24 protein-coding genes are annotated in these 20,654 nt (G+C 60.5%); 23 read left to right on the top strand and 1 reads right to left on the bottom strand.

The window, feature by feature from the left end:
* Positions 1 to 74: 74 nt before the first annotated feature.
* Complete coding sequence (locus tag TM1040_RS07980) at positions 75 to 677, bottom strand: OmpW/AlkL family protein (protein ID WP_011538079.1); 603 nt, start codon at positions 675 to 677, stop codon at positions 75 to 77.
* 148 nt (positions 678 to 825) lie between these two features.
* Between TM1040_RS07980 and TM1040_RS07985 the strand changes: the two genes are divergently transcribed.
* The 23 genes from TM1040_RS07985 to nuoK all read left to right on the top strand — a co-directional run bounded on the left by TM1040_RS07985 (position 826) and on the right by nuoK (position 20,654).
* The gene (locus TM1040_RS07985) at positions 826 to 2,352 is read left to right on the top strand and encodes an AMP-binding protein (protein WP_044027033.1); all 1,527 of its coding nucleotides are present in this window, start codon (positions 826 to 828) and stop codon (positions 2,350 to 2,352) included.
* Between the two features lie 400 nt (positions 2,353 to 2,752).
* The gene (locus tag TM1040_RS07990; RefSeq protein WP_011538082.1) at positions 2,753 to 4,357 is read left to right on the top strand and encodes a carboxyl transferase domain-containing protein; all 1,605 of its coding nucleotides are present in this window, start codon (positions 2,753 to 2,755) and stop codon (positions 4,355 to 4,357) included.
* 80 nt (positions 4,358 to 4,437) lie between these two features.
* On the top strand, positions 4,438 to 6,375 hold the full coding sequence (locus TM1040_RS07995; RefSeq protein WP_011538083.1) for an acetyl-CoA carboxylase biotin carboxylase subunit: 1,938 nt from the start codon (positions 4,438 to 4,440) through the stop codon (positions 6,373 to 6,375).
* A 32-nt stretch (positions 6,376 to 6,407) separates the two neighbouring features.
* Positions 6,408 to 7,274 (top strand): hydroxymethylglutaryl-CoA lyase, encoded by an 867-nt coding sequence (locus TM1040_RS08000; protein WP_011538084.1) that lies wholly within the window; start codon positions 6,408 to 6,410, stop codon positions 7,272 to 7,274.
* A 29-nt stretch (positions 7,275 to 7,303) separates the two neighbouring features.
* Positions 7,304 to 8,089 (top strand): crotonase/enoyl-CoA hydratase family protein, encoded by a 786-nt coding sequence (locus tag TM1040_RS08005; protein WP_011538085.1) that lies wholly within the window; start codon positions 7,304 to 7,306, stop codon positions 8,087 to 8,089.
* A gap of 241 nt (positions 8,090 to 8,330) precedes the next feature.
* Entirely contained in the window at positions 8,331 to 8,696 is a 366-nt protein-coding gene (locus TM1040_RS08010; RefSeq protein ID WP_011538086.1) for an NADH-quinone oxidoreductase subunit A, read from the top strand.
* On the top strand, positions 8,687 to 9,220 hold the full coding sequence (locus tag TM1040_RS08015) for a NuoB/complex I 20 kDa subunit family protein (RefSeq protein WP_044026686.1): 534 nt from the start codon (positions 8,687 to 8,689) through the stop codon (positions 9,218 to 9,220). The genes TM1040_RS08010 and TM1040_RS08015 overlap by 10 nt, the downstream gene beginning before the upstream one ends.
* 15 nt (positions 9,221 to 9,235) lie before the next feature.
* Positions 9,236 to 9,841 (top strand): NADH-quinone oxidoreductase subunit C, encoded by a 606-nt coding sequence (locus TM1040_RS08020; protein WP_011538088.1) that lies wholly within the window; start codon positions 9,236 to 9,238, stop codon positions 9,839 to 9,841.
* Positions 9,838 to 9,987: a hypothetical protein gene (locus TM1040_RS20235; protein ID WP_166485531.1), complete on the top strand. Its 150-nt coding sequence runs from the start codon at positions 9,838 to 9,840 to the stop codon at positions 9,985 to 9,987. Before TM1040_RS08020 ends, TM1040_RS20235 begins: the two co-directional genes overlap by 4 nt.
* 2 nt (positions 9,988 to 9,989) lie before the next feature.
* A complete protein-coding gene (locus tag TM1040_RS08025) occupies positions 9,990 to 11,201 on the top strand; it encodes an NADH-quinone oxidoreductase subunit D (RefSeq protein ID WP_011538089.1) in 1,212 nt (403 codons plus the stop codon).
* The gene (locus tag TM1040_RS20495) at positions 11,198 to 11,692 is read left to right on the top strand and encodes a hypothetical protein (protein ID WP_011538090.1); all 495 of its coding nucleotides are present in this window, start codon (positions 11,198 to 11,200) and stop codon (positions 11,690 to 11,692) included. The genes TM1040_RS08025 and TM1040_RS20495 overlap by 4 nt, the downstream gene beginning before the upstream one ends.
* Positions 11,692 to 12,888, top strand: coding sequence for an NADH-quinone oxidoreductase subunit E (locus TM1040_RS08035; protein ID WP_011538091.1), 1,197 nt, complete (start codon positions 11,692 to 11,694; stop codon positions 12,886 to 12,888). Before TM1040_RS20495 ends, TM1040_RS08035 begins: the two co-directional genes overlap by 1 nt.
* A 58-nt stretch (positions 12,889 to 12,946) precedes the next feature.
* Positions 12,947 to 13,177, top strand: coding sequence for a DUF5337 domain-containing protein (locus TM1040_RS08040; RefSeq protein WP_011538092.1), 231 nt, complete (start codon positions 12,947 to 12,949; stop codon positions 13,175 to 13,177).
* Positions 13,178 to 13,183: 6 nt separating this feature from the next.
* The gene (nuoF, locus tag TM1040_RS08045; protein ID WP_011538093.1) at positions 13,184 to 14,482 is read left to right on the top strand and encodes an NADH-quinone oxidoreductase subunit NuoF; all 1,299 of its coding nucleotides are present in this window, start codon (positions 13,184 to 13,186) and stop codon (positions 14,480 to 14,482) included.
* 8 nt (positions 14,483 to 14,490) lie between these two features.
* Complete coding sequence (locus TM1040_RS08050; protein ID WP_011538094.1) at positions 14,491 to 14,850, top strand: hypothetical protein; 360 nt, start codon at positions 14,491 to 14,493, stop codon at positions 14,848 to 14,850.
* Between the two features lie 98 nt (positions 14,851 to 14,948).
* Entirely contained in the window at positions 14,949 to 15,413 is a 465-nt protein-coding gene (locus TM1040_RS08055) for a DUF5333 domain-containing protein (protein ID WP_011538095.1), read from the top strand.
* Between the two features lie 3 nt (positions 15,414 to 15,416).
* Entirely contained in the window at positions 15,417 to 17,399 is a 1,983-nt protein-coding gene (gene nuoG / locus TM1040_RS08060; RefSeq protein WP_011538096.1) for an NADH-quinone oxidoreductase subunit NuoG, read from the top strand.
* The gene (locus tag TM1040_RS08065) at positions 17,396 to 17,788 is read left to right on the top strand and encodes a hypothetical protein (RefSeq protein WP_011538097.1); all 393 of its coding nucleotides are present in this window, start codon (positions 17,396 to 17,398) and stop codon (positions 17,786 to 17,788) included. Before nuoG ends, TM1040_RS08065 begins: the two co-directional genes overlap by 4 nt.
* A gap of 6 nt (positions 17,789 to 17,794) precedes the next feature.
* A complete protein-coding gene (gene nuoH, locus TM1040_RS08070; protein ID WP_011538098.1) occupies positions 17,795 to 18,832 on the top strand; it encodes an NADH-quinone oxidoreductase subunit NuoH in 1,038 nt (345 codons plus the stop codon).
* Between the two features lies 1 nt (position 18,833).
* Positions 18,834 to 19,328, top strand: a complete 495-nt coding sequence (gene nuoI / locus TM1040_RS08075) for an NADH-quinone oxidoreductase subunit NuoI (protein WP_011538099.1) — start codon at positions 18,834 to 18,836, stop codon at positions 19,326 to 19,328.
* Positions 19,325 to 19,735, top strand: a complete 411-nt coding sequence (locus TM1040_RS08080) for a carboxymuconolactone decarboxylase family protein (RefSeq protein ID WP_005624621.1) — start codon at positions 19,325 to 19,327, stop codon at positions 19,733 to 19,735. The genes nuoI and TM1040_RS08080 overlap by 4 nt, the downstream gene beginning before the upstream one ends.
* The gene (locus TM1040_RS08085) at positions 19,732 to 20,334 is read left to right on the top strand and encodes an NADH-quinone oxidoreductase subunit J (RefSeq protein WP_011538101.1); all 603 of its coding nucleotides are present in this window, start codon (positions 19,732 to 19,734) and stop codon (positions 20,332 to 20,334) included. Before TM1040_RS08080 ends, TM1040_RS08085 begins: the two co-directional genes overlap by 4 nt.
* Before the next feature lie 14 nt (positions 20,335 to 20,348).
* Entirely contained in the window at positions 20,349 to 20,654 is a 306-nt protein-coding gene (gene nuoK, locus TM1040_RS08090; RefSeq protein WP_011538102.1) for an NADH-quinone oxidoreductase subunit NuoK, read from the top strand.

A 20,654-nucleotide genomic window follows, 5' to 3' on the forward strand; every position in this document is an offset into this window, starting at 1 on the left:
AAAGCGCCACCATGAAGGTGGCGCAACTGGGATGGAAATGCTGCGCGGAAAATGCGCGCGGCTTGGACAAAGGATCAGAAGCGGTGCACGTAAGAGACACCCACAGTGACCGGATCAATCTCCGCCTTGCCAATGGGTGCACCGTTGAGCCGTGCGTCGGTGTCGATGTCCATGTAGCGCACGTTCAGACGCAACGCGCCGCGCTCCGAGGTCTGCCAGTCAGCCCCCACCGTTGCGGCAAAGCCAAAGCTGTTGTCGAGGTCGAGCGTGCCAAGCGACGACTCTTCCGAGAAGAAGGTGGTGTAGTTCACGCCGACACCAACAAAGGGGGTCACCTTGCCCTTGGTGGGGATATGATAGACCAGCGACAGGGTCGGCGGCAGTTGTTTGGTGGAGCCGATGTTGCTGCCTCCAAGCGCGATGTCGTGCTCAAACGGCGAGGCCGCCAAGAGTTCAATGCCGAGGTTGTCGCGGATGAAATACTCCGCCGTGAGCGACAGCTGGGTGTTGTCGTCAATCGTGGCCGCAGCGCCGGCAAGCGTGCCATTGTCGGACTTCGGGTTCACGTTGATGATACCGACACCAAAGGTCCAGTCGCCCTGAGATTGGGCCATGGCGGGGGCAGCAAAGCTTGCGGCGGCAACGCCCAGTGCGAGGGCGGAAACCAGAGTTTTCATGGGGAGAATCCCTTCTTTCATCAGTATGGCGCGACATTGCCAGCGATGAGGTGCGCGCGCTCTGATCTAGATCAAATGAGACCCTCCTTTCCCTTTGGAAAGATTGGAAAAATTGCATACCACCTATGCGCAGAACGCAGGGTTAAACATGACTGAGAAACGCATCATTCCCGGGCTTACCGCCACAGGCGGGTGGGACATCCCCGAGCGGCTCAATATGGCGGCGCAGGCGATGGATCACCCGGCCGATAAACTCGCGATCATTGACCTCACCTCCGGGACCCGCCGTGATGTGTTTCATCGGGAATTGGCCGTAATGGTCGATGGTCTGGCGCGCACATTGCTGCAACGTGTCGCCCCCGGTGATCGCGTCGGAGTGCTCTTGTCGCAATCACCTTGGTGTGTGGCGGCGCATCTGGCGATCTGGAAAATTGGCGCAGTCTCGGTGCCGCTATTTAAACTGTTTCAGCACGACGCCCTTGCCAACCGCGTCGAGGATGCAGGTGCGAAGTATGTGCTGACCGATCGGGAGGGCGCGGCGCAGCTTGGCGATTTGGCCGAGCCGCTGATTACGGCAGAGATCGGCGTCGAGGGCGATCCGGTGCCCTTCGCCGACACTGGATCCGAGGACCCGGCGGTCATTATCTATACCTCCGGTACCACGGGCAAACCCAAGGGAGTCTTGCACGGGCACCGGATGCTGACAGGGCATCTGCCGGGCGTGTCGATCAGTCACGACCATCTTGGCCAGCCCGGTGATTGTCTCTGGACGCCTGCGGATTGGGCGTGGATCGGCGGGCTCTTTGATGTCGCAATGCCGGGCCTTGCGCTGGGTGTGCCGGTCGTCGCCGCGCGGCTTGATAAGTTTACGCCTGAAACCTGCGCCGAGGTGATGCGCTTGGGCGAGGTGCGCAACGTCTTCTTTCCGCCTACCGCCCTGCGCATGCTAAAAGCAGCGGGGCAGGGGCTCGACGGTTTGCGTTCCGTGGCCTCCGGCGGAGAGCCCCTGGGCGCGGAGATGCTCGCCTGGGGCCAGCGTCACCTGGGCGTCACCATCAACGAATTCTACGGCCAGACCGAATGCAACATGACGGTGTCCTCTTGCTGCGCGGACTTCCCCGTGCGCCCTGGCTGCATCGGGAAACCGGTGCCGGGGCATGTGGTCGAGGTGATCGACGCAGACGGCCAGCCCACCCGTGAGGAAGGCGATGTGGCGGTGCGCCGTGGTTCCGGGTCGATGATGCTGGAATATTGGAACCGCCCCGACGCCACCGCCGAGAAGTTTCACGGCGACTGGCTGGTGACCGGGGATCGCGGCATCTGGGAGGCGGGCTATCTGCGCTTCGTGGGGCGTGAGGATGACGTGATCACCTCTGCCGGTTACCGCATCGGCCCCTCCGAGATCGAGGATTGTCTGATGACTCACCCGGCCGTTGCCACCGTCGGTGTGGTCGGCAAGCCCGACGCCCTGCGCACTGAGATCGTCAAGGCCTATGTGGTGCTGAAACCGGACCACGCCCCAAGCGAAAAAGAGCTGCAGGATTACGTCAAAGAGCGCCTTGCCAGCTATTCCTATCCCCGCGAGATCGCCTTTCTCGACGCTTTGCCGATGACGGTTACGGGCAAGGTGATCCGTAAAGAACTCAAGGCGCGGGCTGCGGGGGAGGGGAAGTGATGAAGGCAAGGAGCCGCAGTTTGAGTGACCAGCATGTCGCTTGGGCGTCGCGCCTGTTTTTTCATACCTGTCCAACATGTGGCGGAGCGGTGCCGCTTTCGCATCTCACGGGGCGCGGTTGGCCGCAGATTGCCGAGTGTCGAGGCTGTGGAAAGCACTGGCGAGTCGCGCTCAGTTCTCGAGCATACCTTTGGCGGTTTGTATCGCGCGCAATACCACTGGTATTTTTCTCTCTGTTTGTGACAAGCGCCGCGCTCCACTTCGCCTTTCCTGAACTGTCGTATCTGGCGCAAAACGGTCAGACCAAGCTGCGTTTCGTGGCTTTCCCATTCCTGGTTTTCTCCGCTTTGGCGTCCGTACTATTTTTTTCACGTCGTCTCCCTTTGGAAGAGGAACCGAAATGAAACTTCAATCCAAGGCAATGCCCTCCTCTGAAGGGTTCAAGGCAAACAAAGCTGCCCATCTCTCCGCTCTGGCCGAGATCAGCGAGGCCGCCGAGGCTGCACGCTTGGGCGGGGGCGAGAAATCCCGCGCCCGACATGAAAGTCGCGGCAAGATGCTGCCGCGCCGCCGGGTGGCGAACCTGCTTGATCCCGGCTCGCCCTTTTTGGAGGTTGGTGCGACGGCGGCCCATGGCATGTATGGTGGCGCAGCCCCGGCGGCAGGCGTGATTGCTGGTATCGGGCGTGTCCACGGTCAGGAGGTCATGGTGGTCTGCAACGACGCCACCGTGAAGGGTGGCACCTACTTCCCGATGACGGTGAAAAAACATCTGCGCGCTCAAGAGATTGCCGAGGAAAACAACCTTCCTTGCGTCTATCTGGTGGACAGTGGCGGCGCCAACCTGCCGCAGCAGGATGAGGTCTTTCCCGACCGCGACCACTTTGGCCGCATCTTTTACAATCAGGCGCGGATGTCGGCCAAGGGCATTCCGCAGATCGCCGTGGTCATGGGCTCCTGTACCGCAGGTGGTGCTTATGTGCCGGCAATGTCCGACGTCACCATCATCGTTAAGGAACAGGGCACCATCTTCCTTGCAGGCCCGCCGCTGGTGAAGGCCGCCACCGGCGAGGTCGTCTCGGCCGAGGATCTGGGCGGCGGGGATGTGCACACGCGGCTTTCGGGCGTGGCGGATTACCTCGCTGAGGATGACGCCCATGCGCTGGCCCTCGCGCGGCGCGCGGTCAGCCATCTCAATCGCACCAAACCCCAGGGCGTGAACTGGCAGAGCCCGGAAGAGCCCGCCTACGATCCCGAGGAGATCCTTGGCGTGGTGCCGGGCGATCTGCGCACGCCCTATGACATCCGCGAGGTGATCGCGCGTCTCGTTGATGGTTCGCGCTTTGATGAGTTCAAACCCCGCTTTGGCGAAACGCTGGTCACCGGCTTTGCCCACCTCAAGGGCTGCCCCATCGGCATCATCGCCAACAACGGCGTGCTCTTTTCAGAAGCCGCACAAAAGGGCGCGCATTTCGTGGAACTCTGTAGCCAGCGCAAGATCCCGCTGGTCTTCCTGCAAAACATCACCGGTTTCATGGTGGGCCGCAAATACGAAAACGAAGGCATCGCCCGCCATGGGGCCAAGATGGTAACGGCGGTGGCCTCCACCAATGTGCCCAAGATCACCATGCTGGTGGGCGGCTCCTTTGGTGCGGGCAACTACGGCATGGCAGGGCGGGCCTATTCACCCCGGTTCCTCTGGACATGGCCCAACTCGCGCATCTCCGTGATGGGCGGCGAGCAGGCGGCGGGCGTTCTGGCCACGGTCAAACGCGATGCGATCGAGCGCCAGGGCGGCACATGGTCCGCCGAAGAAGAGGCGCAGTTCAAACAGCCCACCATCGATATGTTCGCCGAACAAAGCCACCCGCTCTACGCCTCGGCACGGCTCTGGGATGACGGCATTATCGACCCACGCAAAAGCCGCGATGTGCTGTCGCTGTCGCTTAGCGCTGCCCTCAACGCCCCCATCGAGGACACACGCTTTGGCGTGTTCCGCATGTAACCTCTTCTAACCTCAAATATCCCGGGGGTCCGGGGGCAGAGCCCCCGGCCGCGACGGTCCCTCAAAAGGAGCACCGCAAGATGTTCAACAAGATCCTGATTGCCAACCGCGGCGAAATTGCATGCCGGGTGATGGAAACCGCCCGTCGTCTGGGTGTACGCACCGTCGCCGTCTACTCCGATGCTGACCGAGACGCCAAACATGTGGCCCTTGCGGATGAGGCTGTCCATGTCGGTCATGGACCTGCCCCGGCGGATAGCTACCTGCTGCAGGACGAGATCCTCGCCGCCGCCAAAGCCACCGGCGCGCAAGGCATACACCCTGGCTATGGGTTTCTGTCGGAGAATCCCGATTTTGTGGAAAAGGTCGAGGCAGCCGGTCTCGCCTTCATCGGCCCCTCTGCCAGTGCGATCCGCAAGATGGGTCTCAAGGACGCCGCCAAGGCACTGATGGAAGAGGCGGGCGTTCCGGTGGTTCCCGGCTATCACGGCGACACGCAGGATGCGGGCTTCCTCGCCAAACAGGCGGACAGCATCGGCTATCCGGTCCTGATCAAGGCGGTTGCAGGCGGCGGTGGCAAGGGCATGCGGCTGGTCGAGGACCCCAAGGATTTCAACGATGCGCTCGCCTCGGCGCAGGGCGAAGCCACCACGTCCTTTGGCAATCCGGCGGTGCTGATTGAAAAATACATCCAGAAGCCGCGCCATATCGAGGTACAGGTCTTTGGGGACGGCACATCGGCGGTGCATCTGTTTGAACGCGACTGTTCGCTGCAACGTCGCCACCAAAAGGTGATCGAAGAAGCCCCGGCCCCGGGCATGACCGACGAGATGCGCGCCGCCATGGGACAGGCCGCCGTGCGTGCCGCCGAGGCGATCGGCTATGCGGGCGCGGGCACGGTGGAGTTCATTGTGGACGGCTCGGAAGGGCTGCGTGCGGACGGGTTCTGGTTCATGGAGATGAACACCCGTTTGCAGGTGGAACACCCGGTTACCGAGCTCATCACTGGCGTCGATCTGGTGGAGTGGCAGCTGCGCGTCGCCTCTGGCGAAGGGCTGCCCATGCAACAGGACGACCTTTCCATTACCGGCCACGCCTTTGAGGCGCGGCTCTATGCCGAGGATGTGCCCAAGGGCTTTTTGCCCGCCACCGGCACGCTCTCGCATCTGGCCTTTCCCGAAGGGGTGCGCGCCGACAGCGGTGTGCGGGCAGGGGACACCATCAGCCCTTGGTATGATCCGATGATCTCCAAGGTGATCGTGCATGGCCCCTCGCGCGCGGCAGCGCTGCGTCAGCTGGATGACGCGCTCGCGCGGACCGAGGTTGCCGGAACCGTAACAAACCTTGCCTTCCTCGGTGCGCTCACCCGGCATGCAGGCTTTGCTGCGGGCGACGTGGACACGGGCCTGATCGCGCGCGATCTCGACAGTCTTGCTGCCGCGCCGGAGATGAGGGCCGAACACAAGATCGCGGCTGCGATGGTGGCGCTTGATGTGATCGATCCCAAACCCGAAATGGGCTTCACGCTTTGGGCGGACCTACACCGTTCCGTTACGCTTGAAGCGCAGGGCGAGAGTTTCGAAGCCTCGGTCGAGTTGAGCGGCCCGGATCGTCAGGACTGGATCCTTGATGGAGATATGTTTGCCGTCAATCGCATGGGGTCGGGCTGGGTTATCAGCGGCATGGCCTTGCCACCCTATGCAAAAAGTGGCGACGCCATCACGATTTTTGACGGCTATGGGCTGAGCTTCAAGGTCGTTGACCCGCTGGACCGTGCCGCAGGCGCTGCCGGGGATGGCAACCTCATTGAGGCCCCGATGCCGGGCTTGGTCAAGGCGGTCTTTGCCGAGGCGGGCGCCGCAGTCAAAGAAGGCGACCGGCTCGCCATCCTTGAGGCCATGAAAATGGAGCACTCTTTGCTAGCCGCCCGTGACGGCGTGGTTGCAGAAGTTCTTGCGCAAGCGGGCGATCAGGTGGAGGCTGGTGCAGCGCTGGTGCGGCTCGAGGAAGAGGCCTGAGCCGCGCGCATGAACCGGGAGGAGTAAAACCCATGAAAGACCGCGTCGAGATCTTTGAGGTGGGCCCACGCGACGGGCTGCAGAACGAAAAGCGTGACATTCCTGTCGCCGACAAGGTGGCCCTGGTGGATTGTCTCAGTCGTGCAGGCTTTTCCCGGATCGAGGTGGCGAGTTTTGTCTCCCCCAAATGGGTGCCGCAGATGGCGGGCAGCGCAGAGGTTCTGGCCGGGATCACCAAGGCCAAAGGCGTGCGCTATGCGGCGCTCACCCCGAATATGCGCGGCTATGAGGATGCGCTGGCCGCGCGCGCTGATGAAATCGCCATCTTTGCCTCTGCCTCCGAGGGCTTTTCACAAGCCAATATCAATGCATCGATTGCTGAGAGTATCGAGCGCTTTACACCCATTCTGGAGGCCGCGCGTCATATCGATCTGCCGGTGCGGGGTTATGTCTCCTGCGTGACCGACTGCCCCTATGATGGCGCTGTCGCACCCGACAAAGTCGCCGAGGTCGCGGATCGGCTGTTCTCGATGGGCTGCTATGAGATTTCGCTTGGCGATACTGTGGGAAAGGCCACACCCGACAAGATCGCCAAGATGTTGATCGCGGTCAAAGATGCGGTGCCAGTCACCCGCCTCGCAGGTCACTATCACGACACCGCAGGCCGTGCGATTGCCAATATAGATGCGTCGCTTGCGCTGGGCGTGCGGGTGTTTGACGCTGCCGTTGGCGGGCTTGGTGGCTGCCCCTATGCGCCGGGCGCGGCAGGGAATGTGGCCACAGAGGTGGTCCACGAACATTTGACGCGGCTGGGGTATGACACGGGCCTTGATGGCACCGTACTGCAAGAGGCCGCCGCCATGGCGCGGCACTTGCGCCCCGAGCCCACCGACGCCTGAGCTATCAAGACACGAAGGACCCTTTGGCCATGTATGACACGCTTTTGCTGACCCGTGATGATCGCGGTGTGGCGACCCTTACGCTCAACCGTCCCGAAAAGCACAACGCCATGTCGGGCCTGATGCTGCAGGAACTGCAGGATGCGGCGCGCGCGTTGGCGGCGGACCGCAGCGTGCGGGTTGTTGTACTCACGGGGGCGGGCAAGAGCTTTTGCGCCGGGGGCGATCTGGGCTGGATGCAGGCGCAGATGGAGGCTGATGCCGAAACGCGCGGGCGCGAGGCCCGCGTGCTGGCCGAGATGCTGAACCTTCTCAACACCTTGCCGCAGCCGCTCATTGGGCGGCTGCAGGGCAATGCCTTCGGGGGCGGGGTCGGAATGGCCTCGGTCTGTGATGTGGCCATCGGTGTCGACAGTCTCAAGATGGGGCTCACCGAGACCAAACTGGGACTGATCCCCGCCACCATCGGCCCCTATGTGATCGCCCGCATGGGCGAGGCGCGGGCACGTCGCGTATTCATGTCGGCGCGACTTTTTGATGCAGCCGAGGCGGTCGATCTGGGGCTCCTGAGCCGCGCGGTACCCGCCGACTCACTTGATGCTGCGGTGGAAGCAGAGGTAACTCCTTACCTCGACTGCGCGCCGGGGGCGGTGGCGGATGCCAAGGCGCTGGCGCGCGCGCTTGGGCCGCGTATCGATAAATCCACAATCGATTTTACAATTTCCGCCCTTGTAACCCGCTGGGAAAGCGCCGAGGCGGTCGAAGGCATCAACGCGTTTTTTGATAAACGCCGCCCCTCCTGGCGTGACAAATAAGGGGAATTCCCCTCTGCGAGCGCAGCACGTTTGCGCTCGTTTTTGATGCACACAATCCTTAGCGAAACCATAAGGATGGTGTGGCCTGTTGCAGCACTGCGAAACTGGCCAATAAAGCGATCCGCATTAACTCCCCCTTGGTTGACGGTCTCTAGGGACAAGAGTAGTAACGGCGCAAGTCAACACGCCAATTGACGGTGCACGAGCAGCGAATTGCCGTGTGCGCGGAAAGGAGCCACTCGTGGAAGAGATGTTGCGGGAATACCTGCCCATTCTGGTGTTTTTGGCCGTCGCCATCGGCCTTGGTCTCGTACTTATTCTTGCTGCCGTCGTTGTTGCGGTGCGCAATCCCGACCCTGAAAAAGTCAGCGCGTATGAATGCGGTTTCAACGCATTCGACGATGCCCGCATGAAATTCGACGTGCGCTTTTATCTGGTGTCGATCCTGTTCATCATCTTTGACCTGGAAATTGCTTTCCTGTTCCCTTGGGCCGTGGGGTTCAAGGACATCAGTGATGCGGGCTTCTGGTCGATGATGGTCTTCCTTGGGGTCCTGACCATCGGCTTTGCGTATGAGTGGAAGAAGGGGGCTCTGGAATGGGAGTGATGGCTGGCGCGAACACCGCAGGTGTCGACAAGGAAATGGTGACACAGGCCTTGAATGCAGAGCTGCAGGACAAGGGGTTCTTGCTGACCTCTGCCGAGGACATCATCAATTGGGCGCGCACCGGTTCGCTGCACTGGATGACCTTTGGTCTTGCTTGCTGCGCGGTGGAAATGATGCACACCTCCATGCCGCGTTACGATGCCGAGCGTTTCGGGATCGCACCGCGTGCCTCCCCGCGTCAGTCGGACGTGATGATTGTTGCAGGTACGCTCACCAACAAAATGGCTCCGGCGTTGCGCAAGGTCTACGACCAGATGCCCGAGCCGCGCTACGTGATCTCGATGGGGTCCTGCGCCAATGGCGGTGGCTATTACCACTACAGCTATTCCGTGGTGCGCGGCTGTGACCGGATCGTGCCAGTGGACATCTATGTGCCTGGCTGCCCGCCCACCGCAGAGGCGCTCCTTTATGGGCTGATGCAGCTGCAGCGCAAGATCCGCCGCACTGGCACCCTTGTGCGCTAAGGGCAGGAGATTCAGATGATCGAAGCATTGCAAGACCTTGGCCACCAGATTGAAGCCAAGCGCCCCGAGTGCGTATTGTCCTGGGATATTGCCCATGGCGAACTGAACATCGACGTAAAGCCCGCCAACATCGCGGGCCTCGTTGAATTCCTGCGCGTCGACAGCGCCTGCCGGTTCTCCACGCTGGTGGACATTACCGCAGTGGACTATCCCGAGCGCACCAAGCGTTTTGACGTGGTGTATCACCTCCTTTCGATGTACCAGAACCAGCGCATCCGTCTGCGCGCAGCCGTGCGCGAAGAGGACATGGTGCCCTCCATCGTGGATGTGCACCCCTCCGCCAACTGGTTCGAGCGCGAAGTCTTTGACATGTTCGGCATCCTGTTCACGGGGCACCCGGACCTGCGCCGCCTGCTGACGGACTATGGCTTCCGCGGCCACCCGCTGCGCAAGGATTTCCCGACCACCGGTTACACCGAAGTGCGCTATGACGAGGCGCAAAAGCGCGTGGTCTACGAGCCGGTGAAGCTGGTTCAGGAATACCGCCAGTTTGACTTCATGAGCCCTTGGGAAGGTGCGGAATATATCCTGCCGGGTGACGAGAAAGAGATCGCGAAATGATGAACCCTGATTTGTTTCTATTAGTGGGAGTTCTTCAGGTTCTGCTGGTGCTTTCGGCTATCGGTGGTCTGGGCTGGCTTTGGGTGAAACTGGTTCGCTTAGTAGGGTTTTCTGCTTGTCGAATTATTGCGAAAGGTGGGAAGTAGTGATGGACGGCTCCAAATTCGACGACGCCCAGACGGGCGAACAGAAAATCCGTAACTTCAACATCAACTTCGGCCCGCAGCACCCTGCGGCGCACGGCGTGCTGCGTCTGGTGCTGGAACTGGATGGCGAGATCGTGGAACGCTGCGACCCGCACATCGGTCTTCTGCACCGTGGCACCGAAAAGCTGATGGAAAGCCGCACCTACCTGCAGAACCTGCCGTATTTCGACCGCCTCGACTATGTGGCGCCGATGAACCAGGAGCACGCTTGGTGTCTGGCAATCGAAAAGCTGACTGGCGTGGAGGTCCCCCGCCGTGCGCAGCTGATCCGAGTGCTCTATTCTGAGATCGGCCGTATCCTCAATCACCTCTTGAACATCACCACTCAGGCGATGGACGTGGGCGCGCTGACGCCGCCGCTCTGGGGCTTTGAGGAACGCGAGAAGCTGATGATCTTCTACGAGCGGGCCTGTGGTGCACGCTTGCACGCGGCCTACTTCCGCCCTGGTGGCGTGCATCAGGATCTGCCGGACGAGCTGCTGGATGATATCGACCTCTGGGCGATGGAATTTCCGAAGGTCATGGACGACATCGACGGCCTCTTGACCGAGAACCGGATCTTCAAGCAGCGCAACTGCGACATTGGCGTAGTCACCGAGGATGACATCCAGAAGTATGGCTTCTCCGGTGTGATGGTGCGCGGGTCTGGCCTGGCTTGGGATTTGCGCCGCGCGCAGCCCTATGAATGCTACGACGAGTTCGATTTCCAGATCCCGGTCGGCAAGAACGGCGACTGCTACGATCGCTATCTGGTGCGGATGGAAGAGATGCGTCAGTCGCTCTCGATCATCCGTCAGGCTATCGCAAAATTGCGCGAGGCCACCGGTGACGTTCTGGCCCGTGGCAAGCTCACCCCGCCTAAGCGCGGCGATATGAAGACCTCGATGGAGAGCCTGATCCACCACTTCAAGCTCTACACCGAAGGCTTCCATGTTCCCGAGGGCGAGGTCTATGCCGCTGTCGAGGCGCCCAAAGGCGAATTTGGCGTCTATCTCGTGGCGGATGGCAGCAACAAGCCCTACCGCGCCAAGCTGCGCGCACCGGGGTTCTTGCATCTTCAAGCGATGGATTACGTCGCCAAGGGCCACCAGCTTGCGGATGTCGCTGCAATTATTGGAACCATGGACATCGTGTTTGGAGAGATTGACCGATGACACTACGCGCATTTATCGCAGGGGCCTCCCTGTGTCTGATCGGACAAACCGCACTGGCAGAAAAATCGCTGGCGGATCTCGTTGCTGAATCCGTTGGATATGTGCAGGTGCGCGATGGCGTCATCCTGATCGAAGATGATTACGACGAATACATCTGCCGCATGACCGCGAGCGATGCCGCATTCGATGCAAAAGCTGCAGGCCAGGAGATCCCCGCTGGGGCGCTCAGCTCGACCTGTATCCTGCTTGAGGAATTCGACAAGTCCGGCACACCCGCGTTTGCAGAGAAATCGCTGGCGGATCTCGTGGCCGAGTCCGTTGGCTACGCGCATGTGCGCGATGGTGTCGTCATGATCGAAGACGACTATGACGAATATGTTTGCCGTATGAATGCGAGCGATGCCGCATTCGATGCCAAGGCCGCAGGTCAGGAGATCCCCGCAGGATCGCTTACCTCGACTTGCATTCTGCTTGAGGAGTTCGACAAGTAATGCTGCGTCGTCTTCATCACGAACAGCCTGACAGCTTTGCGTTCACCCCGGCCAATCAGGCCTGGGCCGAAGCTCAGATGACCAAATACCCCGAAGGCCGTCAGGCCTCGGCGGTCATTCCGATTCTGTGGCGCGCTCAGGAGCAAGAGGGCTGGATTTCCAAACCCGCGATCGAATATGTGGCCGATATGCTCGGCATGGCCTACATCCGCGTGCTGGAAGTGGCCTCTTTCTATTTCATGTTCCAGCTGCAGCCCACGGGTTCGGTTGCGCATATCCAGATCTGTGGCACCACGTCCTGCATGATCTGTGGTGCCGAGGATCTGGTCGCGATCTGCAAGGACAAGATCTCTGCCAAGCCGCATACGCTGTCCGAGGACGGCAAGTTCTCTTGGGAAGAGGTAGAATGCCTTGGCTCCTGCGCCAATGCGCCGATGGCGCAGATCGGCAAGGATTATTACGAGGATCTGACCGCGGCATCTTTTACCAAGCTGCTCGATGATCTGGCGGCGGGTAAACCCGTCGTACCCGGCCCGCAAAACGGTCGCTACGCTGCAGAGCCAAAGGCGGGCCTGACCTCGCTCACCGAATATGAAGCAGGCAAGCCGCAGTATAATGCCTCGGCGGAGCTTGCGACCGAAATCGGTGACGGTGTGAAGCGTATTCAGGGCGATGAAGTTCCGCTCCTGACCCCATGGGTCGGCAAGGATGGCGTGGTTGCAGGGCGTGCCGCTGCAGATCCGACGCCGCCCGCGCCAGAGCGTCCGCAACCCGCGGCCAAGCAGGCTGAGACCGCCAAGAAGAAGGCTCCGGCCAAGCCTGCGGTCAAGAAATCGGATGCGGCAACGCCTGCACAGCCCGAAGCCGCCGCCGCAAAGGTGACGGAACCCAAGGCGGACTTGGAAGAACAAGCACCCGAGACGCTGACAGCGGCGCGCGAGGGCGGGGCGGACGATCTCAAGCTCCTCAAAGGTGTGGGGCCAAAGCTCGAACAGACGCTCAATGAGCTGGGCTTTTTCCACTTTGACCAGATTGCCAAATGGACCGAGGCCGAGGTGGCCTGGGTGGATGCGCGCCTGAAGTTCAAAGGCCGCATCGAGCGCGACGGCTGGATCGAGCAAGCCAAGCAACTGGCAGCCGGTGAAGAAACCGAGTTTGCCAAATCGGCCAAGAAAGACGGCCGCTACAAAGACTAAACTCTCCGCTGCGTGCGGCCTCAATGGCCTACGCCGTGGTCAAGGATGACTGGACCGGATGACGCAGGACGAACAGGATAAGGCCATCGCTGCCAAAGGGCGGCACATCTCGCTGGTGATTGCCGGTACGATGGTGGCTTGGTTGCTCCTGTCCCTGCTCGTGGGTCCCGCGATTGGCCTGCCGGGCCGATATGCGCTGCTGTTCGATTTTGCGGCTCTGGCCGCGATGATCTACGCGGGCGTCAACATCATTCAACTCTGGCGTATGCGTCAGAACAGTCAAAGGTAGGCACACATGCTGAAGGATCAGGACCGGATCTTTACCAACCTTTACGGGATGCACGAACGCACGTTGGCGGGCGCACAAAAGCGCGGCCACTGGGACGGTACGGCGGGCCTCATTGAAAAAGGGCGCGACTGGATCATCCAGACCATGAAGGATTCCGGCCTGCGCGGGCGTGGCGGTGCGGGCTTCCCCACCGGCCTCAAATGGTCCTTCATGCCCAAGGAAAGCGACGGGCGTCCCGCCTATCTGGTCATCAATGCTGATGAGTCCGAGCCCGGCACCTGCAAAGACCGCGAAATCATGCGTCACGATCCGCATACGCTGATCGAGGGCGCGCTGATCGCTTCCTTCGCGATGAACGCGCACACCTGCTACATCTATCTGCGCGGCGAATATATCCGCGAGCGCGAGGCGCTGCAGGCCGCCATCGACGAATGCTACGACAAGGGTCTTCTGGGCAAGAACGCTGCAGGCTCGGGCTGGGATTTCGATCTTTTCCTGCACCACGGGGCAGGGGCTTATATCTGCGGCGAGGAAACCGCCCTGATCGAGAGCCTTGAGGGCAAAAAAGGCATGCCGCGCATGAAGCCGCCATTCCCGGCAGGCGCGGGGCTTTATGGCTGCCCGACCACGGTGAACAATGTCGAATCCATCGCCGTGGTGCCCACCATCCTGCGGCGCGGTGCGGAGTGGTTTGCCGGCTTTGGCCGTCAGAACAACGCGGGCACCAAGCTTTTTGCGATCTCCGGTCACGTCAACAACCCCTGCGTTGTTGAAGAGGCCATGTCGATCAGCTTTGAAGAGCTGATTGAAAAACACTGCGGTGGCATTCGCGGCGGCTGGGACAATCTTCTGGCGGTGATCCCAGGCGGCTCTTCAGTGCCCTGTGTGCGCGGCGAGAAGATGCGCGATGCGATCATGGATTTTGATTACCTGCGCGGCGAGTTGGGCTCTGGCCTTGGCACTGCGGCGGTGATCGTGATGGACAAGCAGACCGATATCGTCAAAGCGATCTGGCGCCTCTCGAAGTTCTACAAGCACGAAAGCTGCGGCCAGTGCACGCCCTGCCGTGAAGGCACCGGCTGGATGATGCGCGTGATGGATCGTCTGGTGCGCGGTGAGGCGGAGCTTGAAGAGATCGACATGCTCTGGGATGTCACCAAGCAGGTCGAAGGCCACACCATCTGTGCACTGGGCGATGCGGCCGCATGGCCCATTCAGGGTCTCATTCGCAACTTCCGTGAAGAGATCGAAGATCGCATCAAGGCGCAGAAATCTGGCCGTATGGGCGCGATGGCAGCGGAATAATCTGAAAGATGATGATGAACTCCCGTTTTCCTTTGTCACTGATGCTCGTGGCCTCGCTGGGGCTGGTGGCTTGTGGCCAATCGCGCGACGACAAGCGTATGCGCTTTGACGGTATCGTGTTCCGCACCAGCGCCAAGCCGATCGACAAGAAGGAAACGCTGCTCAACTTTCGTGTTGAGGTGCGTGACGCGTTGCAATCCCAGCGTGGTGCGCTGGCGGCTGCGACGCATGAGGCCACGCGCTACTGCATTCAGAACTACGGCACTTCGCGGTTTGACTGGACCAACATCACCCCTGACTCTGAGGGCAGCTATCAGATCCAGCTCGACAATCGCGATGCCATCTTCACGGGACGTTGCAAACCGTGACGCGGATCTCGGCATATCATGGCCGGTTTGGCACAGCGCTATTGAATAACAGCGCGCTGCACTCCCGTGGTTCCATTGGAACCACGAAGGAGTCTGTCATGTCCAAAACATATGATCTGTCCACTGCTGATACTTTCTCTGCGCCGCACGTGCTGATGATGACTGCGCTGGCGGCGCTCTCTGCCTTTATGTTGGCTTTGGGGGCCAGTGCGGGCGAGGCCAAGCCCTCTCTGCGCGATGTGCAAGAGATCGAAGACCCGCTTTTTGCCGTGGCGGTCGCGAGCGAAGTCGCAGAGCGCTGCGAACGCATTGCGCCGCGCACGCTCAAGGGTCTCAATCAGCTCTATCAGATCCGTGCGCGGGCCAATGCACTTGGTTACAGCGACACGGAAATCAAATCTTACATCAAGTCGGACCAGGAAAAATCTCGTATGCGGGCCAAGGGCGAGCGGCTCTTGCGTCAGAACGGGGTGAAACTGGACCAACCGGAAACATTCTGTGCTTACGGGCTTGCAGAAATTGAGAAAAACAGCGCGATCGGCGTGTTACTGAGGGCGAAATAGACCATGTCTGACCTCCGCAAGATCAACATTGACGGAACCGAGATCGAAGTCGACGGGGCGATGACCCTGATCCAGGCTTGCGAGCAGGCCGGGATCGAGATCCCGCGTTTTTGCTATCACGAACGTCTGTCGATTGCCGGCAACTGCCGTATGTGCCTCGTCGAGGTGGTGGGCGGCCCGCCGAAACCGGCAGCGTCCTGTGCGATGCAGGTCCGCGATCTGCGCCCGGGACCAGAGGGGCAGGCCCCGCAGGTGAAGACCAATTCACCGATGGTCAAAAAGGCGCGTGAAGGGGTGATGGAGTTTCTCCTGATCAACCACCCGCTCGACTGCCCGATCTGCGATCAGGGCGGCGAATGCGACCTGCAAGATCAGGCGATGGCTTACGGCGTTGATTTCTCGCGCTTCCGCGAACCCAAACGCGCGGTGGACGATCTGAACCTCGGCCCGCTTGTGGGCACCGCGATGACCCGCTGCATTTCCTGCACCCGTTGCGTGCGCTTCACCACCGAGGTCGCAGGCATTTCGCAGATGGGTCAGACCGGGCGCGGCGAGGATGCGGAGATCACCTCCTACCTCAATGAGACGCTGGATTCGAACCTGCAGGGCAACATCATCGATCTTTGTCCCGTGGGCGCGCTGACCTCGAAACCTTATGCGTTTACCGCGCGTCCGTGGGAACTCACCAAGACCGAGACCATCGACGTGATGGACGCGCTCGGATCAAACATCCGCGTGGACACTAAGGGCCGCGAAGTGATGCGTATTCTGCCGCGCAACCATGATGGCGTGAACGAAGAGTGGATCTCTGACAAGACCCGTTTTGTCTGGGATGGTCTGCGCCGTCAGCGGCTTGACCGCCCCTATGTGCGCGTCGATGGCAAGCTGAAGCCTGCCACTTGGCCCGAGGCGCTGGAGGCTGTCGCCACCGCGATGAAAGGCAAAAAAGTTGCCGGTTTGATTGGCGATCTGGTTCCGGTCGAGGCAGCTTATGCGCTCAAAGGCCTGATCGAGAGCCTCGAGGGCAAGGTGGACTGCCGCACGGATAATGCGCGCCTGCCCATTGGCAACCGCGCAGGCTATGTGGGCACCGCTACGATCGAGGACATCGATACTGCCAGGGACATCATCCTGATTGGCACCAACCCTCGCGACGAGGCGCCGGTGCTGAACGCGCGCATCCGCAAGGCGTGGCTCAAGGGGGCCAATGTCAAACTCGTCGGTCCTGCCGCTGATTTGACCTATGACTATGAACATCTCGGCACTGATCGCGCGGCGCTTGATGCGCTCTCTGCGATTGAGGACGCGATTGTCATCGTGGGGCAGGGTGCCCTGCGCGAAGCCGACGGTCTGGCGGTTCTCGCCAAGGCGCAGTCTCTGGGTAAGCTGCTGGTCCTGCACACCGCCGCCGCTCGTGTGGGCGCGATGGACATTGGGGCCGTCACCGAGGGTGGCATGGCAGCAGCCATCGACGGAGCAGAGGTGATTTATAACCTCGGTGCCGACGAGGTGGAAATCGACGCGGGTGCTTTCGTGATCTATCAAGGTTCGCACGGCGACCGCGGCGCGCATCGCGCTGACGTGATCCTGCCGGGGGCAGCCTACACCGAAGAAAACGGTCTCTTTGTGAACACCGAAGGCCGTACACAGCTCTCGATGCGGGCTGGATTTGCACCGGGGGAGGCGAAAGAAAACTGGGCCATCCTGCGGGCGCTTTCCGCAGAGCTCGATGCCAAACTGCCCTATGACAGCCTCGCGCAACTGCGAAAGGCGCTGATCAAGGACGTGCCGCATCTGGCCAAGGTGGATCAGGTGGTCGCCAATGAAGGCGAGGCTCTGCCAGCTGAAAAACTCGGTAAGGCGGATTTCCTTCCTGCGGTGAACGACTTTTACCTGACCAACCCGATTGCACGCGCATCGCAGCTGATGGCGGAGCTCTCCGCTCAGGCCAAGGCGCGCCGCGAAACGGCGCTGGCGGCAGAGTGATCCGCACGGCGCTCATATCGCTTTTGGGGCTCAACCTCATCGCCTGCACGGATGTCACGGGTGATGAGGTAAGCCGTGCCGCGCCCGACTATCTGGGCGTGAATACCAGTCTCCTCGATGGGGATCTGGTCCAGTTCCATGTGACCATGGACCGGGTTGGGGCGCTTGAGGATCTTAATGACTATGCCGACTGCGCAGCAGCACAATATGCGCTGATCCGCGGCTATGGCTTCGCGCGTCATGTGCGCACAAAAACGAAACAAGAGGCTGGTATTTGGGAGGCCGATGCGGTCTACACCATCTCGCCCGCCTTACCGCGCGGTTTGCGCACCCTCGACGCAGAAGTCGTGGTGCAGGACTGCAAGGCAAACGGAATACCTACGGTGTGAGGACCCATGGCTGAATTCTTTAACACCCCAGGCGGCATTGCTGTCATCATCCTGGCGCAGACCCTGGCGGTTGTCGCCTTTGTGATGATCTCGCTTCTGTTCCTTGTCTACGGCGACCGCAAGATCTGGGCCGCCGTCCAGATGCGGCGCGGCCCCAACGTGGTTGGGGTTTACGGTCTGTTGCAGACCGTCGCGGATGCGCTCAAATATGTTGTGAAAGAGGTGGTCATCCCGGCCGGCTCTGACCGGACAGTCTTCATTCTGGCACCGCTCACCTCCTTTGTGCTGGCGATGATCGCCTGGGCGGTGATCCCGTTCAACGACACTTGGGTGCTCTCGGACATCAACGTCGCCATCCTGTATGTATTCGCGGTCTCCTCGCTTGAGGTTTACGGCGTCATCATGGGCGGCTGGGCTTCGAACTCCAAGTATCCGTTCCTCGGCTCCTTGCGGTCGGCGGCGCAGATGATTTCCTACGAGGTCTCCATCGGCCTCATCATCATCGGTGTGATCCTCTCGACCGGGTCCATGAACTTTGGCGATATCGTGCGCGCGCAGGACGGGGATGCTGGCCTCTTCAACTGGTACTGGCTGCCGCATTTCCCGATGGTGTTCCTGTTCTTCATCTCCTGCCTTGCGGAAACCAACCGCCCGCCGTTTGACCTTCCCGAAGCGGAGTCGGAACTGGTGGCAGGCTACCAGGTGGAATACTCCTCAACGCCGTTCCTGTTGTTCATGGCCGGTGAATACATTGCCATCTTCCTGATGTGCGCGCTCACCTCGCTTCTGTTTTTCGGCGGCTGGCTCTCGCCGGTACCGTTCCTGCCGGACAGCCCGCTGTGGATGGTCGCAAAGATGGCGTTCTTCTTCTTCCTCTTTGCCATGGTCAAAGCCATCACCCCGCGCTACCGCTACGATCAGTTGATGCGTCTGGGCTGGAAAGTCTTCCTGCCGTTCTCGCTGATCTGGGTGGTGTTCGTGGCCTTTGCCGCACGTTTCGAATGGTTCTGGGGTGCGTTTGCACGCTGGAGCACAGGAGGCTGATATGACCCAGATCGACTACACCCGCGCTGCCAAATACTTCCTGCTGCAAGACGTGTGGCAGGGGTTCAAGCTGGGGCTGAAGTATTTCTTCGCCCCCAAGGCAACGATCAACTACCCGCATGAAAAAGGTCCGCTCAGCCCGCGTTTCCGCGGCGAGCACGCGTTGCGTCGCTATCCCAACGGCGAAGAGCGCTGCATTGCCTGCAAACTCTGCGAAGCGGTATGTCCGGCACAGGCCATCACTATCGATGCCGAACCGCGTGAAGACGGCAGCCGCCGCACCACGCGCTATGACATCGACATGACCAAATGCATCTACTGCGGGTTCTGCCAGGAGGCTTGCCCGGTGGACGCCATTGTCGAGGGGCCGAATTTTGAATTCGCCACCGAGACCCGCGAGGAGCTGTTCTACGACAAGGACAAGCTGTTGGCGAATGGCGAGCGCTGGGAAGCCGAGATTGCCCGCAATCTTGAGCTGGACGCGCCCTACAGATGAGCGAGACGCCGAAAAACCCTTTCGAGGCCATGATGGCCCAGGCGCAGGAGATGGCGAAGGCCCTCAATCCTGCGCTAGAGAGTTTCTCTCCCAAGGGGTTTGAGGCGCTCTGGCCCACCATGCCCAAAGAGGTCATGGAGATGATGTTCGGCAACACCGTCAACAAAGACGGGCTTGATGCCAAAACCCGCCTGCTGCTGACGCTGGCGGGATTGACCATGCAGGGCGCGCAGGCCGATACGGCCGTGCGTCAGACCGTGCGCCACGCTCTTGCGGCGGGCGCAAAGAAACAAGAGATCGTTGAAACGATCGGACAGATGTCGGTCTTTGCCGGCATTCCGGCCATGACCCGCGCAATGGATTTGGCGCAGGAGGTCATGGACGACAAAGGGGACGATGAGACATGAGCGTTTTTGCCTTTTACCTCTTCGCCATCAGCGCCATCACCGGCGGGCTGTTCACAGTGATCAGCCGCCAGCCGGTGCACTCGGTGCTGTGGCTCATTTTGGCATTTCTTTCTTCTGCCGGGTTGTTCGTGCTTTTGGGGGCGGAGTTCGTCGCCATGTTGCTCGTCATCGTTTATGTGGGCGCGGTCGCGGTGCTGTTCCTCTTTGTGGTGATGATGCTCGACGTGGACTTTGCCGAGCTCAAGGCCGAGATGGCCCGCTACACGCCGCTGGCCCTGTTGATCGGGCTGGTGATCCTGATGCAGTTCGTGATCGCCTATGGGTCCTGGGAGAGCGCGCATAGCGTTGCCGAGAACCTGAGCCAGCCGATCCCAACGGACCGTCACAACACCGAGGCGCTTGGCCTCATTCTTTATGACCAATATTTCCTTCTGTTCCAGCTGGCGGGTCTGATCCTTCTGGTGGCCATGATCGGTGCCATCGTTCTGACCCTGCGCCACCGCCAGGATGTGAAGCGTCAGGACGTGCTCGCCCAGATGTATCGCGATCCGGCCAAGGCAATGGAGCTCAAGGACATCAAACCGGGCCAAGGGCTTTGAAGGGGCTTTGATCAATGATCGGAATTGAACATTATCTGACCGTCGCGGCGACCTTGTTCGTCATCGGCATCTTCGGGCTTTTTCTGAACCGCAAGAACGTGATCATCCTGTTGATGAGTATCGAACTCATGCTGCTTGCGGTGAACATCAACCTTGTCGCCTTCTCCTCGTTTCTCGGGGATCTGGTCGGGCAGGTGTTCACGCTGTTCGTGCTGACTGTTGCCGCTGCTGAGGCCGCGATTGGTCTGGCGATCCTCGTCTGCTTCTTCCGCAACCGCGGCACCATCGCTGTCGAAGACATCAACGTGATGAAGGGCTAA

Source organism: Ruegeria sp. TM1040 (genome assembly GCF_000014065.1).
Taxonomy (GTDB): domain Bacteria; phylum Pseudomonadota; class Alphaproteobacteria; order Rhodobacterales; family Rhodobacteraceae; genus Epibacterium.